The sequence below is a fragment of the Trinickia sp. EG282A genome (assembly GCF_040965455.1).
Classification (GTDB): Bacteria; Pseudomonadota; Gammaproteobacteria; order Burkholderiales; family Burkholderiaceae; genus Trinickia; species Trinickia symbiotica.
The window spans coordinates 72803-88316 of the sequence record NZ_JBFRCC010000002.1 but is presented as its reverse complement, the minus strand read 5'-3'; the positions used below and the strand labels follow the sequence as shown (position 1 = coordinate 88316).

Here is a 15514-nt window from a genome sequence, read left to right as displayed (position 1 = left end):
CCGTCATCCCTTGAGACCAATGAGACTCCAACCGTCAGTTGCCGAAGCGATGCCTTCGCCCGCCTTTGCGCCCGCCGCACCCGCTGCAACCGCCGCGCGCGAGGCGCATTCCAAGCGAGCCTTTCGCCCCTCGTTAATCGCCGCGTCCGTCGCCTTGCTGTGGCTGTCGGGGTGCGCGATCAAGCCGACGCCGTTTACCGATGCCGAGCGTGCGCAGAGCGCACAGACGACGCGCACGGCGATGTTCGCGGACCAGCCACCCATTACCGGCCCCGTCACGCTCAAAGAGGCGATGGCACGCGCGATCCGCTACAACCTCGATCATCGCCTGAAGATGATGGAAGAGGCGCTCGCGCAAAAGCAACTGGATGTGGCCAACTTCGATATGCTGCCGCGCTTGACCGCCGCGGCCGGCTATACGTATCGCGATCACCCGCTCGCGTCCGAATCTATCTCGCTCCGGACGCACCAGGTGTCGTTGGAGCCGTCGTTTTCGACGGATCAGAACGACCGCACGGCCGACCTCGCGTTCTCGTGGAATTTGCTCGACTTCGGCGTCAGCTACTACGAGGCCAAAGAGCAGGCCGATCGCGTGCTCGTCGTCGAGCAGCGCCGCCGCAAGGTCGTGCAGCTGATGATGCAGCAAGTGCGCGAGGCATACTGGGAAGCAGTAGGGGCACAGCGTCTCGAGACGCGCATCGGCCCGCTGCTGGCGCAGGCCAAGCAAGCGCTCGACGAATCGCGTCGATCGCAATCGGAAGGGCTGCGTTCGCCGCTCGATACGCTCGGCTATCAGCACGCGCTGCTCGACATCATGCGTCAGCTCGAGGCCGTGCGCGATCAGCTCGACGAAGCAAAGCCGCGGCTTGCCTCGCTGATGAACGTCGCGCCCGGCACCGACATCACGCTCGCACCGCCCGAGGGCTTCTCGGTGCCGACGTTCGATATGCCGATGGAGCGCATGGAAGAGACGGCGCTCGAGCGTCGCCCTGAGCTCGTCGAAGCGAGCTACGACGAGCGCATCAGTATCAACGAGACGCACAAGGCGATGGCCAAGCTGTTGCCCGGCATCGAGTTCCAGCTGGGTACGCACTACGACAGCAACAGCTTTCTCGCCTATCACGCGTGGCGTGCGGCCGGCATCAACGTAAGCTGGAATTTGCTGAATGTGCTCAATGCCAAGAACATCCGCGGCATGGCCCACGCTCAGCTGGAAGTCTCGCATGCGCAGCAGCTCGCGCTATCGATGGCGGTGCTGACGCAAGTTCACGTCGCGCGCACCGAGCTCAGCGCGAAGCAGCGGCAGTTCGACCTGTGCAAGCAGATCAACGACGTCGACGGCCAGATCCTGGAGCATACGCACAACGCCACGATGGCCAACGCGCAAGGCAAGCTCGAAGAGATCCGGGCGGCCACTTCCGCGATGATCTCGGAGCTTCGCCTCTATCAAAGCTATGGCGAACTCGAAAGCGCCTACGGCCAGATGCTGGCGACCCTTGGGCTCGATCCGGTGTCGGTCGACGCAGGCAAGGGCGATTTGAAATCGATCGAGCAGTCGATCGACAAGGAGCAAACGCGGTGGGCCGCCTTCGGCCGCGCGGACGGAGCAAAGACGCAATGAAACGATGGTGCAGGGCAGGGCTGCGCAGTGCGGCCCTAATGGGGGTGGTCTTCAGCTGTTCGGCCGTGACTGTGCAAGCCGCGGGGCCTCAAGTCCAACCCGCCGCAACCGCAACTGCAACGGCGCAGCGTGCGATGTCCCCTGCGCCGGTATCGTCGCTATCGTCGGGCGCACCAGCGCCACCGGCCGTTTCCTCGGCGGGGCGGGCAGACGACGACGGCCGCATCCGCATTCAACTTGTCGCGCGCGATCAGGTCGATCTATCGAGCGAAATCAGCGCGAAGATTGCGTCGATGCCGCTGCGCGACGGCGACGCATTCCATACAGGGCAGATGCTCGTTTCGCTCGATTGCTCGCTCTACGCGGCGCAATTGCACAAGGCGCAGGCCGAAGCCGAAGCCGCCGTGCAGCTGAAGCGCGTCAACGATCGTCTGGCCCAGTTGCATTCGATCGGCCAGATTGAAGTGGACGAAGCGGACGCCAAGGCGAAAGCCAGTGCGGCCGAAGTCGCCTACATGCAGGCGACGGTGCACAAGTGCGGTATCGCGGCGCCGTTCGACGGCCGCGTCGTCAAACGCAGCGCATCGGCCCAGCAGTTCGCCGAGCCCGGCAAGCCGCTGTTGACGATCGTCGATACGAGCCACCTCGAACTCAAGATGATCGTGCCGTCGAAGTGGCTGTCCTGGCTCAAGCCCGGCCATCCGCTGACGGTCAATATCGACGAGGTCGGCCGGGCCTATCCGGCCACCGTTGCTCGCATCGGCGCGCGTGTCGATCCGGTGACGCAGACCGTCGACGTGACGGCGGCGCTGTCCGGCCGCGCGCCTGAGCTCTTGCCCGGCATGAGCGGCTGGGCGAAGTTCGCCGACGCCGGCCGCTAGGCGCATCATGAACGCCCCGTTGCACGTCGAAGCGAGCGCACTCGCGCTGCTATGGCAATTGTCCGCGCGCGCGAGAGAGGCCTCGAGCGAGGAGACGCTCGGCTTCGTCATCGTCAACGAATCGCTCTCGCTCGTGCCGTACCGTCAGGCCGCATGGTGGCGCGCGCCGGCCCCCGTGCCCGGCGCGGTCGCGGCCGTCTCCGGGCTGCCGCAGAGTGATCCGGGGGCGCCATACGTGCAGTGGCTCGGCGAAGCATGCCGCGTGCTCGAAGGGCGCTTCGTGCAGGCCAGGGCCGCTACGTCGTCGGAAGCCGTCGACCCTGCCGCCAAAACGAGGCCGTACGCCTTTACAGCGGACAGCCTACCCGAACCGCTTGCCGCCGATTGGGCCGCCTGGTGGCCGACGCATGCCCTATGGGTGCCCCTCGCCGACCGCACCGATCGCTCGCTGGGCGGTGTCGTCTTTGCGCGCGAAGCGCCATGGACGCACGTCGAAGAAGCGCTGCTCGCCGAGCTCGCGCGTGTCTGGTCGCATGCGTTGGCGGCGTTTTCGCCGCGGGCTTCGTGGATCGAGCGCGGCAAGCTCGTGTTGCGTGCGGGCAAGCATCGGCGCCGCGTCATTGCCGCCATCGCGGTGGCGCTCGTCGTGCCCGTGCCGTTGACGGTGCTCGCACCGGCCGAAGTCACACCGAAGGATCCGTTCGTCGTGCGCGCGCCGCTCGACGGAGTCATCGATCGTCTCTACGCGCAGCCGAATCAGCGCGTCGAAGCGGGCACGCCGCTCTTCGCACTCGATTCGACGACGCTTGCCTCGCGCTATGCGCTAGCCGACAAGAACTACGCCACGGCGCAGGAGGAATATCGCCAAACCGCGCAGCTTGCCGTCACGGACGACAAGGACCGGCTCGACATGGCGCTGCGCAAAGGCAAGCTCGAGCAGAGCGCGGTCGAGCTCGACTACACGGCGCGCGAGCTGGCACGTGTGCGCGTGAACGCGCCGCGCGCGGGGGTGGCCGTGTTCTCCGATCCGAACGATTGGAACGGTAAAGCCGTCTCGATCGGCGAGAAGGTCATGCTGCTGGCCGATCCTGCCCGCGTCGAGCTGACGGCGTACGTACCCGTCGCCGACAACGTCGACGTCGTGCCCGGCGCCACCGTGACGCTCTATCCGAAAAGTTCGCCGCTCGCCGCGTACGATGCGCGCATCGATACCGTGGCCTATCGTGCGGAGCCGACGCCCGATGGCGTCGTCGCCTACCGGGTAAAGGCGATGTTCGTCGGTAGCGTCAAGCCGCCGCTCGGCGTGATGGGCACCGCACGCATTCACGGACACTGGGTGCCCCTCGCTTATTATTTGCTGCGCCGCCCGCTCGCCACGGCGCGGCAGTGGCTCGGCTGGTAGACCATGCGCCATGCACGGTCCCTGCCTTCATCTCACGTAGCGCGTCGATGTCTCGCCTGCCGCCCCTTCGCCAAGAACTGACGCTGACGCCCGGCCCCGCGACGCCGGAAGGCGCGCCTACCTGGATGCTTCACGATCCGGCGGGAAACCGTTTCTTCCAGATCGGCTGGCCCGCCTTCGAGATGCTGGCGCGCTGGCCGCTCGACGATGCTGAGGCGATCGTCGCATCGGTGAACGCCGAGACGACGCTGCATTTGACGATGGACGACTTCGAATCGCTCGTGCGGATGCTGCATCAGCAGCATTTGCTCGTGGCGATGAGCGCCGCCGACACGGGGCGGCTTGCGAGTGCGGCCGCGGCGGGCAATCTTTCGCACGCCATGTGGCTGCTCAAGCACTACTTGATGATCCGGGTGCCGCTCTGGCGGCCGATGCCGTTTCTGAAGCGCTTCGCGCGCTATGCCGAAGTCGCTTACCGTCCCCCTTTCTGGGCTGGCGTCGCGCTCGTCGCCCTAACGGGGCTCGTGCTCGTCTCGCGCCGCTGGGACGAGTTCATTCATACGTTCCACGGCTATGCCGATTTGCGCGGGCTGATCGCGATCGGCGTGGCCATTGGCTGTGCGAAAGTGCTGCACGAGTTCGGGCATGCATTCACGGCGCATCGATATGGCTGCCGCGTGCCGACGATGGGCATCGCGTTGCTCGTGATGGTCCCGGTGCTTTACACCGATACGACGGAAGCGTGGAAGGTGCCGGGGCGTGCCGAGCGATTGCGCATCGGGGCGGCCGGCATGCTCACCGAGCTCACGCTGGCCGCGTTCGCGACGTTGGCTTGGAGCGTGTTGACCGACGGCCCGCTGCGCGCGGGGGCCTTCCTGCTCGCCACGACGACATGGATCGGCACATTGACGATCAATGCGAGCCCGTTCATGCGCTTCGACGGCTACTTCCTGCTCTCGGATTGGCTCGACATGCCGAACCTGCACGATCGCGCATTCGCGTTCGGCCGCTGGTGGATGCGCGAGCGCCTGTTCGGGTTCGGCGATCCGCAGCCCGAGCCGTGCGCGCCGCGGCGCCGGCGCTTCCTGATTGCATTCTCGTTCGCGACGTGGCTCTATCGGCTCGTCGTGTTCTTTTCGATTGCGCTCATCGTCTACCACGCCTTTTTCAAGGCGCTGGGCATGATGCTGTTTTGCGTCGAATTCGGATGGTTCATCGTGCGGCCGATCGTGCGCGAGATCACCGCTTGCTGGCGTCGTCGCGCGGCGCTGCGTTGGTGCCGCCAGACGCGGCGCAGTGCGATCATCGCGGCGGTGCTGCTGGCCTTCATCGTGCTGCCGTGGCACGGCGGCGTCGGCGCGCCGGCCGTACTGGGGCCGTTGCGCGCACAGGGGCTCTATGCGCCCGAGGCCGCTTACGTGACGGGCGACGCGCCGCTTGCGCACGACGGCCAGCGCGTGCACGCGGGCGATGTGCTTGCCGTTTTGGCATCGCCCGATCTTGTGCATCGCCTGCGAGCGGCCCAGGCCGACGAAGCGCTGTTGCGTTGGCAGGTCGACCAGCAGTCGTTCGACGATCGTCTGCTCGAACAAGGCGTGGCGCTGCGGCGTCGCTGGGATGCGGCGCGCGAAACGGTGGCCGGCCTGACGGCGCAAGTCGCGCAACTGACGCTGCGCGCGCCGTTCGATGGCGTCGTTCAAACGGACGATGCGTTGGCTCCTGGCACTTGGCTGCCGCGCGGCGAGCGCGTGTTCGACGTCGTCGGGCCGACGGGCGTGAAGGGCGAGGCGTTCGTCGGCGAAGAGGATGCGGCGCGCGTGGCGACGGGCGATCGCGTCAGCTTCGTCGCATCGCTGCCCGAGCTCGGCGCGGTGCAATGCCGCGTGACCGCCATCGATCGCGTCAACGTCGCCACGCTCGACGAGCCGTCGCTCGCCAGCGTCTACGGTGGCCCGCTGCCCGTACAGACCCAGCCCGGCACGCACCAGCTCATACCGCTCGCGGCACTTTACCGGGTGCGGATCGGCGATTGTCCGGCGAACGAAGCATGGCCGCGCGAAATCGTCGGCACGGCGACCATCGGCGGCGCGCGGCAAAGCTTCGCTTGGCGCGCGCTCAAGCGGCTCGTCTCTGTTTTCCAGCGTGAGAGCGGCGCATAGGGCTGCGGCGCGCGCGCGTGGGCTCTTCTAGCACCACGCGCGCACGCAAATGAAAGCTGGCGCCCGGGACAACTCCCGATAAAGCCATTCCGAGACCGTCTTCATCTCCGGCAGCGGCAGTGGCTCGACGAATCGATCGAGCCGCCACCCAGCGTCGATCAACGCGTTCAAGATATCCGAAAGCGGCCGCCGATAAGCCTGCACGTAGGGCTTCGGCTCACCGAATCCGGACCAGTAAAACCCGAATCGACTCGTATCGAAGTACGTCCCGTCACCACGAGTTCGCTCGTCCGTCCAATCCCGCATCGGATGAGCCATCGAAAACACCAGCGCCGCTCCGGGGCGCGCCACTCTGCGGAATTCACTGAGCGTTGGCCCGAGGTCTTCCACGTAGTCGAGCGCGAGCGAGCACAGAATCTTGTCGAACGCCTGATCGGGCAGCCACGATAGCGGAGCGGTGAGATCGCCAGTCACCACTTCGACTGGCAGGCCGGCACATCGAACGCGCGCGAGCTCCACCATCTGCGGCGTGACATCGAACGCATGCACGGACGCCCCGCCGCGAGCGAGATGTTCACTACAGATACCAGGTCCACATCCAGCGTCGAGTATGTGCAAGCCGCTGACGTTCCCGAGCAGCGACATCGTCGCGGGACGCTCGTAAAGGGCGTTATGTGGTTTCGTCGGCGCGATCGCGGCATAGCGCTCCGCAAAGTCCGCGTATGCGTTGCCGCCGATGGCTTCGTTTGCGGTATTCGAATCGCTCATGTGCTGGTCTTCTGCTGACGAGGGGGAGTGGTCATTGTGCCTCAAGCCAAGGGCGGCAAGCGAGGATGAAGTCGCAGCGCAACGCTTCGCTGACGGGGCGGGTTGCCGGTGTGCTCATGCGCACGTGATACCGTGCATGACCCACCCCGGCGATGCAGCCGCCTATCTGCCGGCGGACCTCTCTATCGGCACAAGAGGTCTTGATCTGCCAATCGCACTTCAATTGCGTTGGCGACCTTCACGTGCTCGGGGTTGTCGACGGAGAAGACCTCGTTGGCGACGCTGACGACGATGGTGCCTTGCTGCGTTTCGCCTTCCATGACCGGCACGAGGTCGGCCGCTTCGGGCAAGTCACTGGCGGTGATTACGTGCGGAAGATAGATCATCCAGCCCGCTCCCGGCCTTTGGGGAAAGACTTGAAGCGTGGTGAAGTACTTCAGCGGGCCGACTTCGATTACCGAGGCGCCAGGCCATATGTCTAGCAAGCCAAAGATGAATCGCTGCATGTTCTCGGCGTCGTTGAGCTGCTCAATATCATACAGTTGGAGCCTGAACACACAGATTGGGTTACCGACATCAGAGGACAGCGCGAGAGAGAAGATGGCCCGCGTGCCCTTCATCCTGCCGCACCAGATGCTCGTTATTCGGTAGTTGATTGTCGAGTCCCTCGCGTCTTTCGCTGCAAGTATCTCCACGGCGGCCGGTGTCGGGCTGCTATGGTCGAAAGCGGGGTTAGCGAGGGACTTTTTCGGTGTGCCGGCGGCGGACGGATACCACTTCTCAATGGGGAAGCCAAACGGCTCGAACAGTTTCGCGACGCGCCAGAGATAGCGAAGATGCTCTTCCGGAGAAGGGAGTTCGCTTCGTTGTAGCCGGAAAGTGAGAATTACCTTCATATCATGGATCCAGAAAGGATTGGATCGCGAGTCCCTCGGATTGGAATTCGCGGGAGAAATAGGTGTAAGAGATCGGCTGCATGAAATGCCACGTCAGCTTTGCTGGCGGGTTACTCCTTACGATGTCGCTTTGCTTGCGAGCTTGGTCGAGCATGTCTCCCACTCCACCAAAAATCACAAAGAAGTCTTCTGGAAGACCGGTTTTTGAGTCAAAGAACTGATCGTACTTTCCCCTCGCTTCTTGCAAGCGACACTCCTGCGGGCGGAAGCCGTCAAGCTCGATTTCGAATAGCCATTCCGTGTACGGTTGGAAACCGGTGATACGGGCCTGGTACTCACGCGAAATGTCGGACATGCTCCACCTGCGTATCACTAGCCGCCCCCGAGTTGGAGGGCAGTGTTCTCGAGACGCATCGGGTATAGGTAACGCGTGCGTGGTCGACTTCGCTTTGTCTCGTTCGAGATCGTCCGAATCAGTCGATGCACGATCGGAGGTCCCACGAACAGCGCTATCCACGGCGACGGCGGCAAGCAATGCCGCGAGGGCGATGGCGGCGGCTTCAAGACCGGAGAGAGGTATCGTTGCCATTAGTGATCCTCTCTGCTTAGTACAAGCTTCTTCCGAAGCACGGCGAGCAAGTCCTTGAAACGGTCGTCGACCGGAGCGCCCGGCTTTTCGAGCCAGTTCGAGATCGCGGGCTGCCCGTAAAAGCCTGGCACCTCCGTTTCGAGCCATAGGAATTCCGCAAGCAGTTCGTCCTCTGTAAGCCCCATGCGTTTGCCTTCGTCATATGCCATGGTGAGCCGGTCGAGCAATTCGGGATCGTCGCCGAGTTTCGGATGGGCGCTGACAATGCTGTCTCGGACGGCTGTGACGAAGCCACGCTCGTCGCTATTGAGGAGGTCGTTCAGTTGTTGATCGGTTTCTTCACGCATAAATCGAGATGTGTAAGTGTTTGCCTTCCGCCTGTCGCACCGTCGAGCGGCATGACAAACGGATCGTTCGCACGAGGACCGGCGACGGCGAGGGCGTCGCAATCGCTGCGGTCCGGCGGACATTCTTCAAGCGCAACGGCGGCAGCGACTCTTTTGAGCAAAGAATCAGACCAACGGACGCCGGCACGATCCAGGCAGTCAGTGCACTTGCGACGTATCCGGATTGGTTACACTTGGCGGTTGTGTAGCGAGTAGGGGGTGGCGTTGCTCGCCGCGATTTCGGAATCGCGCTCGCGCCGGCACGCGTTTGGCAGCATTCGATTGCACCCACACCACGATAAGCACGACAACAAACGAACGATGAACGAGCTCTCCCATTTCCACGCTCATGCGGGCCTGCTGTTGCCGACGCTGCAGACGCTCGATGTGCGTACGCTATTCGGCATCGCCGCAGCGCTCATACTCGGTGGAATCGTGAAAGGCATCGTCAGCATCGGCGTACCGATCATCGCCATGCCGATCCTGAGCCAGTTCATGCCGATCAAGCAGGCGGTGCTGCTGCTCTCGATGCCGGTGATTCTCGGCAACATTCCGCAAGCGCTCGAGGGCGGCGAGCTGTTGCCAACCGTGCGCCATATCGCGGCACCACTCGTGGGTACGGTGCTCGGCAATCTCGTCGGTGTCTCGGTGCTGATATCGCTCGAGCCCCACCATGCGCAGATCGTGGCAGGCGCGCTACTGGCTTTCGCGGCCGCGCTGCTGCTCATTTCGCCGCGATTTTCGCTGGCGCCGCGTTGGGTTAAGCCGGTGGGGTTCGTGCTCGGCTTTGGGGCTGCGATGATGGAAAGCATCGCGTCGATTCCCGGGCCGTTGCTCGCCATCTATCTGATCGCCTCGGGTGCGCGTGGCAAAGCGTTTACGAAGCAGATGGCGGTGATCCTGGTCGTATCGGTCATCACGCTGCTGATCGCATTCAGGGGCGGCGCACAGGCGAGCGGCTTCGATCTGCTGATTTCAGCCGCGGCGAGTGTGCCCGTGATCGCCGGAATCGTGCTTGCGCGCCCGCTGCGCGACAAGCTGCCGCCGCACGCGTTTCGTATCATCGTGCTTTTGTTCGTGCTCGTGGCCGCGGCGCAGATGATTCGTAAGGCGGTGGGGTGGTAGCGGCAGCAAGATTCCAGACGTAGTGACCGACGGGATCGTCGGGCGCTTACACTACGGTTTCAGCGCAAGTTGTTGACTGAAAATATTCTTTACAGCTGTTGTCGATTCTCCTCCTCCCCATTCGTTCGTATTGATGCTGCGGCAATCCTGCCGCGGCTACATCTAAAGGACCAAGCGATGAGCAAGCTGATCTTCGTTAACCTGCCAGTGACAGACCTGAAGCGGTCGAAGGCGTTCTACGAGGCAGTGGGCGCGGTCAACAATCCCGCGTTCACTGACGATACCGCAGCGTGCATGGTGTTCTCCGATACGATCTTCGCGATGCTGCTCACACACGACAAGTGGCGCCAGTTCACGAGCAAGCGGATCGTCGATGCGCACGCGGACGCGCAGGTGTTGCTGTGTCTGTCAGCGGATAATCGCGAGGAGGTGTCCAGCATGGTCGATAAGGCGACTGGTGCCGGCGGCAAGGCAGACCCCACCCCTGTGCAAGACCTCGGCTTTATGTATGGCCGCAGCTTCGAGGATCCGGATGGCCATATTTGGGAAGTGATGTGGATGGATCCCAAAGCTGTGCCGCCGCACGGCTGATATTCCTCGAACGAGAATCGTGGATCGCCCCGAGGTTCAGCCCGTTTTTGGCGATGCCCCCGGGCGATCGCAGGCGAGGGGTCTTGCTATCGGCACAAGAGGTCTTGATCAGCCAAGCGCACTTCGATCGCGTTAGCGATCTTCACGTGCTCGGGGTTGTCGACCGAAAAAACCTCGTTGGCGATGCTGACGATGATCGTGCCTCTCTGCTTGTCGCCTTCCATGACCGGCAACAATCCGGCCGCTTCCGGCAACTGCTCCGTTGTGACGATCTTTGCAAGGTAGAGCATCCAGCCAGCACCTGGCTTGTTGCGGAAGACCTTACGCGTCGTGTAGTACATCAGAGGTCCAACTTCAATCTCAGAGGCAGCGGGCCATACGTCGAGCAAGCCGAGCATGAGTTGTTGCACCTTCTTCGCATTGTCGAGCGTCTCCGGATTTTGGAATTGAAGTTTGAAAACACAGATGGGGAAGTCGCTGTCGGTGGAGAACGAGACGTAGAACGCGCTTCCCCCGGCTTTCTGTTTACCGTTCCAGACGGAAGTGATTCGATAGTCGGTTGTCCGATATTTTTTGTCTTCCGCTCGGAGCATTTCCACGGCGGCAGGCGTTGGGCCATCGCGGTCGAAGGCTGGAGTCTCGAGGGACTTCTTCGGTGTCGCCGCGGGCGGATACCACTCTTGCATGGGGAATCCGAACGGCTCAAGCAGTTTGGCGATCTTCCAAAGATAGCGAAGATGCTCCACCTGCGACGGGAGCGCAGCTTGTTGTAGTCGAAAAATCAGGGTTACCTGCATGTCTATGTCACGAGTGGAGTAACGATTCGATCGAAAGCAGTTCTCTCGAAAATAGCTCGAGGTGCGTTCTGTGGTTTATTTCAATCATGACGCCGTGGCGCCGCCAATGGCGCCGAACGGCGAGCCCTGATTCGATTCTTGATGTTGCTTGCTCAGCTCGTTACTGAGGCAAGAGGTCCTGATCGGCCAAACGCACTTCGATCGCGTTCGCGATCTTCACGTGCTCGGGATTGTCGACGGAGAAAACCTCGTCGGCGACGCTAACGATGATGGTGCCTTTCTGTCCGTCGCCTTCCATGACAGCCACAAGCTCGGCCGCTTCTGGCAACTCCCGTGCGGTGATCGCCTTTGCAAGGTAGAGCATCCATCCCGCTCCCGGCCTCTTGGGAAATACGACTCGCCTTGTGTAGTACATCAGCGGCCCAACTTCGATGACAGACGCGTTCGGCCAGATTCCAAGCAAGCCGAGCACGAGTCGCTGCATGCCGGTCTTGTTTAGAAGCGCCTCGACATCGTCGAATTGGAGGTAGAGCACACATGTTGGGTTGCCGGCATCAACGGACAACGAGACGGAGAAGGCGCTGCCTCCCTCCTTCTGTTTGCCATTCCAGACCGCAGTGATTCGATAGTCGGTTGTTTTTTCTTTCTTGTCTTCAGCTCGAAGCCTCTCGACGGAGGCAGGTGTCGGGCCGTTGTGGTCGAAGGCGAGGGTCTCGAGGGACTTCTTCGCTGTTGCTGCGGGCGGATACCAGTTTTCAATGGGGAAGCCGAACGGCTCCAACAGTTTTGCAACCTTCCAGAGGTAGCCGAGATGCTCGTGCTGGGAAGGGAGCACGGCTTGTTGTAGTCGAAAAATTAGCGTTATGTGCATGTTAGGCATGAAGCAACGATTCGATCGGAAGAGTTTCGCTCGCGAATTGCCGCGAGAAGAACGCATGGGAAATGGGCTGCATAAAGTACCAAGTGAGCTTTGCTGGTGGGCTGTTCCTGACGACAGCGCTTTGTTTTCGAGCTTGCGTTAGCATCCGCGACACTCCGCGGGCCTCAAAGAAGGCCTTCGGATAGCCTGTCTTCGGATCGAAGAACTGGTCATACCGAGCCTTCGCTTCTTGCAACCGGCATTCGATCGAGCGGAAGCCGTCAAATTCGATCTTCTCGAAGAGCCATTCGGTGTACGGTGCGAAGCCGGTGACGCGGGCTTGGTGAGCGCGTGAGATCTCGGACATGCGCCATCTCCGCGTGACGAGCCGTCCCTGGTCCGCAGGGCAGCGGTTGACGGTTTCGCCTGGAATCGGAATCGCGCGCGCAATCGACTTGGCTTGATCTCCGAGTTCGTCGGCATCAGAGGCTCCGCGAACAACGCTGTCGACGGCGACGGTAGCGAGCAATGCCATCAGCGCGATGGCTGCCGCTTCGAGACCGGAGAGAGGGATCGTCGCCATCAGCGATCTCCTCTACCGTCCTCGGTCTTCTTGCGAAGCACGTCGAGCAGGTCCTTGAAACGGCCGTCGATCGGAGCGCCCGGCTTTTCAAGCCAGGTCGAGATCACGGGTTGACGATAAAAGCCCGGTACTTGCATTTCGAGATACAGGAATTTCACGAGGAGCTCGTCCTCTGAAAGCCCAATGCGTTTGGCTTCGTCATATGCCGACGCGAGCCGGTCGAGCAACGCGGGGTCGGCGCCGAACTCGGGATTCGCGTTGACGATGTTGTCTCGGACAGCTCTGACGAAGTCACGCTCGTTTCCGTTGAGAAGGTCGTTCTGTTGTTGGTCTGTTTCTTCACGCATAAGTCGATGTTTGAAAGCGTTTGCCTCCCGTCTGCTCGCGCCGACGAGGGCGCGCCAAACGGATCGTTCGTACGAGGACCGGCAACGGCGAATGGCTCTCGGTTGCTTTAGTCCGGCGATGATTCTTGACGCGGGGCGGGCTGCAGCGGCCCTTTTCGGGAAAAAATCAGACCAACGGAAGTCGTTTCCGGGAGCCAAAGGGTGAGGGAGGCGTGATGCATCGGCTCGTTAGCCATTCGGCTATGTTCCGCCATATGTTTTTGAGACACACACGGTGATAGGCTTAAGTAATTCTGAGCAAGCCCGCAATGGCGAGCTGCCATGAACGATTTAGGTCTTCGAGCATGGAATTTTCACAGCGCTTATTTCGGTTACGCAAAGCACGCGGGCTATCGCAACAGGCCCTGGCCGACCTGATCGGCGTTACCGTGTTGCAAATTCACCGTTACGAGAAGGGGGCGTCGCAACCCCCCTTTGCCGCAATTCGGAGGCTAGCAATCGCGCTGGGTGTCAGCGCCGATGCGCTCGTGTTTGATCGCGACGAGCGCCGTCCCGATGACACATTGCGGTACCACTTCGAAACGATTTCGCGTATGCCGGAGCACGAGCAGCAGATTGTGCGCGAGCTACTGGACGCCCTGATTTTCAAGAGTCACGCGGTCAACGAGCAAGCAACGAACTCGTATGTACGCAGCAGGAGGTAAAGAAGGCAAGCGGTAAACGAAGCGCGGGCCGAGAGTGTTACGAGCACTCACGACCCGCTAACCACAACCCACTCTTCACAGGAGAGCAGATCATGGCTGACGCCAATCATAAGTCACGTACTGTCGTCTCGGAACGTTTTGTCACCGTTCAGGAGTCGAGGCGCTACCAATCGTCGTGGAACAAACCTCCATACCGATACCCGGCGCCGGTGTTTTATCCCCTGAAGCTTGCCGGTCGATGGATCGAGCATGCGGGGTTCCGGCCCGGGCAACGCGTGAAGATCGCTGTCGAAGTCGGCAGGCTGATCATTACCGCTGCTTGAATGTGGGCAGGGCCGTGCCGCGGTTCTGCTCGCGGGTGGCAGTCGCCCATACTTAGGACAAACGAAAGCGGCCACCCGTCTTCACGTCCCGGAAGCTAGCTTCCGTCCAAAGCGGGGGCTAAGCCGTAATTCAAGCGCTCACGCCGAAAACGACGAGACCTACGCGCGCTGCCAATGGGTGGGCATTGGCAGACCGAACTGAAGGTGCCGGCGTGAGCTAACTGTCTGGAAATGGCTTCAGGAAGGCCCGGGTGCAGCCGTGCTCTAAGGCGACTGCCGAGTTTTATCTATATTTGGGTATAATTCGATGTCTGGAACGATCAAACCGCTGTACTGGGTGGGCTCGGCAAAACGGGACCTGCGTGCCATGCCCGAAGAAGTGCAAGACACCTTCGGCTACGCCCTTCATTTGGCCCAAGCGGGCGGCAAGCATAGCCGAGCCAAGCCTTTGAAGGGTTTCGGTGGGGCGGGTGTGCTCGAAGTGGTGGAAGACTGCCAGCGCGACACTTATCGCGCTGTTTATACGGTACGGTATGCGCGAGCGGTGTATGTGTTGCATTGCTTCCAGAAGAAGTCGACGAGAGGGATTACCACGCCGAAGCCGGAGATGGAATTGGTCGAGCGGCGATTGAAAGTGGTGGCTGCGTTGGAAGAGGAGCAGGGACATGAGTAGGATAGCGATCGTTGACGGCATCGCCATTGAGCGAGGCAGCGACAATCCGTATGCGGACTTAGGCTACCCGGCGGCTGACGAAATGCTCGTCAAAGCGGGGCTGGCGCACGAGATTGGCGAAATTATCAAGAGCCGGCATCTGACGCAGCAGCGGGCGGCTGAGTTGCTCGGAATGCCGCAACCGAAGCTATCGGAAATGCTGCGCGGCAAGTTCCGAGGTATCAGCCAGGCAAAGATGATCGAGTGTCTGAATCGGCTGGGGCGCGATGTCGACATAGTGGTGAGGAAGGCCAAACGGCGCGCGATGGGGCATACGCACGTAGTCTTGGCCTGAGGAGCCGCAACAAAATTAGTCGAGGGGTGGTCGGCCACTACCGATTAGTACCCCGGGCTTGTGCGCTGATGCACGCGGGAATCCCACTGCCGATCATCCCATGCGCGATATTGTTCCTTTTGCTGCAGCGGTGTCACATCGAAGGTCTCGTCGCCGGCGCGGTAAAAGCTTGAGTCACCGCGGCGGAGACGAGTCTTCGTCCTCAAAGAATCCTGAGCTGGCGAATCTTCCCGATCTGCGGTGACCGCTTGAGAATCATGTCGGTGATGTACTCGACCAGGAGCGCGCGCGGCACATTGTCCGGCACCCCCTCCACAAGCTGTGTCGGAACGTGAACGATGAACTCGTCCGGTTTGCTCTTGAGACTGTGCTCGTAACTTACGCGGTAATCCATGATTTTGCCTAACATTGGTGCGGCTATTGCAGCGCTGATTCTACCGGTCCCGTGAATCTCGGAGGGATAGAACACTGGCCGT

19 protein-coding genes are annotated in these 15514 nt (G+C 61.6%); 10 read left to right on the top strand and 9 right to left on the bottom strand.

What is annotated here, in order from left to right; genetic code table 11:
- Positions 1 to 19 precede the first annotated feature (19 nt).
- From AB4Y31_RS08305 to AB4Y31_RS08290, 4 genes are all read left to right on the top strand, one after another.
- On the top strand, positions 20 to 1621 hold the full coding sequence (locus AB4Y31_RS08305) for a TolC family protein (RefSeq protein WP_368673547.1): 1602 nt from the start codon (positions 20 to 22) through the stop codon (positions 1619 to 1621).
- Between the two features lie 134 nt (positions 1622 to 1755).
- Positions 1756 to 2502, top strand: a complete 747-nt coding sequence (locus AB4Y31_RS08300) for an efflux RND transporter periplasmic adaptor subunit (RefSeq protein ID WP_368673546.1) — start codon at positions 1756 to 1758, stop codon at positions 2500 to 2502.
- A 7-nt stretch (positions 2503 to 2509) separates the two neighbouring features.
- A complete protein-coding gene (locus tag AB4Y31_RS08295) occupies positions 2510 to 3904 on the top strand; it encodes an efflux RND transporter periplasmic adaptor subunit (protein ID WP_368673545.1) in 1395 nt (464 codons plus the stop codon).
- A 47-nt stretch (positions 3905 to 3951) separates the two neighbouring features.
- Complete coding sequence (locus AB4Y31_RS08290; protein ID WP_368673544.1) at positions 3952 to 6063, top strand: HlyD family efflux transporter periplasmic adaptor subunit; 2112 nt, start codon at positions 3952 to 3954, stop codon at positions 6061 to 6063.
- 27 nt (positions 6064 to 6090) lie between these two features.
- Here AB4Y31_RS08290 and AB4Y31_RS08285 read toward each other — a convergent pair whose 3' ends face one another.
- From AB4Y31_RS08285 to AB4Y31_RS08270, 4 genes are all read right to left on the bottom strand, one after another.
- Positions 6091 to 6831: a class I SAM-dependent methyltransferase gene (locus tag AB4Y31_RS08285; protein ID WP_368673543.1), complete on the bottom strand. Its 741-nt coding sequence runs from the start codon at positions 6829 to 6831 to the stop codon at positions 6091 to 6093.
- Between the two features lie 182 nt (positions 6832 to 7013).
- Positions 7014 to 7727, bottom strand: coding sequence for a hypothetical protein (locus AB4Y31_RS08280; RefSeq protein ID WP_368673542.1), 714 nt, complete (start codon positions 7725 to 7727; stop codon positions 7014 to 7016).
- 1 nt (position 7728) lies between these two features.
- On the bottom strand, positions 7729 to 8082 hold the full coding sequence (locus AB4Y31_RS08275) for a Tox-REase-5 domain-containing protein (RefSeq protein ID WP_368673541.1): 354 nt from the start codon (positions 8080 to 8082) through the stop codon (positions 7729 to 7731).
- Positions 8083 to 8315: 233 nt separating this feature from the next.
- On the bottom strand, positions 8316 to 8663 hold the full coding sequence (locus AB4Y31_RS08270; protein ID WP_368673540.1) for a hypothetical protein: 348 nt from the start codon (positions 8661 to 8663) through the stop codon (positions 8316 to 8318).
- A gap of 360 nt (positions 8664 to 9023) precedes the next feature.
- Here AB4Y31_RS08270 and AB4Y31_RS08265 point away from each other — a divergent pair, with 360 nt between their 5' ends.
- Together AB4Y31_RS08265 and AB4Y31_RS08260 are read left to right on the top strand one after the other, a co-directional pair.
- Positions 9024 to 9827: a TSUP family transporter gene (locus AB4Y31_RS08265; protein WP_368673539.1), complete on the top strand. Its 804-nt coding sequence runs from the start codon at positions 9024 to 9026 to the stop codon at positions 9825 to 9827.
- 177 nt (positions 9828 to 10004) lie between these two features.
- On the top strand, positions 10005 to 10418 hold the full coding sequence (locus AB4Y31_RS08260; protein WP_368673538.1) for a VOC family protein: 414 nt from the start codon (positions 10005 to 10007) through the stop codon (positions 10416 to 10418).
- An 86-nt stretch (positions 10419 to 10504) separates the two neighbouring features.
- Here the strand turns inward: AB4Y31_RS08260 and AB4Y31_RS08255 are convergent, their stop codons facing one another.
- The 4 genes from AB4Y31_RS08255 to AB4Y31_RS08240 form a co-directional block, all read right to left on the bottom strand.
- Complete coding sequence (locus AB4Y31_RS08255; protein WP_368673537.1) at positions 10505 to 11215, bottom strand: Imm52 family immunity protein; 711 nt, start codon at positions 11213 to 11215, stop codon at positions 10505 to 10507.
- Between the two features lie 160 nt (positions 11216 to 11375).
- Positions 11376 to 12095: an Imm52 family immunity protein gene (locus tag AB4Y31_RS08250; protein ID WP_368673536.1), complete on the bottom strand. Its 720-nt coding sequence runs from the start codon at positions 12093 to 12095 to the stop codon at positions 11376 to 11378.
- Positions 12088 to 12609: a restriction endonuclease fold toxin 5 domain-containing protein gene (locus AB4Y31_RS08245; protein WP_368673535.1), complete on the bottom strand. Its 522-nt coding sequence runs from the start codon at positions 12607 to 12609 to the stop codon at positions 12088 to 12090. Before AB4Y31_RS08245 ends, AB4Y31_RS08250 begins: the two co-directional genes overlap by 8 nt.
- Before the next feature lie 47 nt (positions 12610 to 12656).
- Positions 12657 to 13004, bottom strand: coding sequence for a hypothetical protein (locus AB4Y31_RS08240; protein WP_368673534.1), 348 nt, complete (start codon positions 13002 to 13004; stop codon positions 12657 to 12659).
- Positions 13005 to 13348: 344 nt separating this feature from the next.
- Between AB4Y31_RS08240 and AB4Y31_RS08235 the strand changes: the two genes are divergently transcribed.
- The 4 genes from AB4Y31_RS08235 to AB4Y31_RS08220 all read left to right on the top strand — a co-directional run bounded on the left by AB4Y31_RS08235 (position 13349) and on the right by AB4Y31_RS08220 (position 15038).
- Entirely contained in the window at positions 13349 to 13708 is a 360-nt protein-coding gene (locus tag AB4Y31_RS08235; RefSeq protein WP_368673533.1) for a helix-turn-helix domain-containing protein, read from the top strand.
- A 92-nt stretch (positions 13709 to 13800) separates the two neighbouring features.
- On the top strand, positions 13801 to 14031 hold the full coding sequence (locus tag AB4Y31_RS08230; RefSeq protein WP_368673532.1) for a SymE family type I addiction module toxin: 231 nt from the start codon (positions 13801 to 13803) through the stop codon (positions 14029 to 14031).
- Between the two features lie 307 nt (positions 14032 to 14338).
- Positions 14339 to 14704, top strand: coding sequence for a type II toxin-antitoxin system RelE/ParE family toxin (locus AB4Y31_RS08225; protein ID WP_368673531.1), 366 nt, complete (start codon positions 14339 to 14341; stop codon positions 14702 to 14704).
- Positions 14697 to 15038 carry a helix-turn-helix domain-containing protein gene (locus tag AB4Y31_RS08220; RefSeq protein WP_368673530.1) on the top strand — a complete coding sequence of 114 codons (342 nt, stop codon included), beginning with the start codon at positions 14697 to 14699 and terminating at the stop codon, positions 15036 to 15038. The genes AB4Y31_RS08225 and AB4Y31_RS08220 overlap by 8 nt, the downstream gene beginning before the upstream one ends.
- Positions 15039 to 15240: 202 nt before the next feature.
- On the opposite strand, the gene AB4Y31_RS08215 is transcribed toward AB4Y31_RS08220, so the two are convergent.
- A complete protein-coding gene (locus AB4Y31_RS08215) occupies positions 15241 to 15432 on the bottom strand; it encodes a hypothetical protein (RefSeq protein WP_018441759.1) in 192 nt (63 codons plus the stop codon).
- Positions 15433 to 15514: the final 82 nt, after the last annotated feature.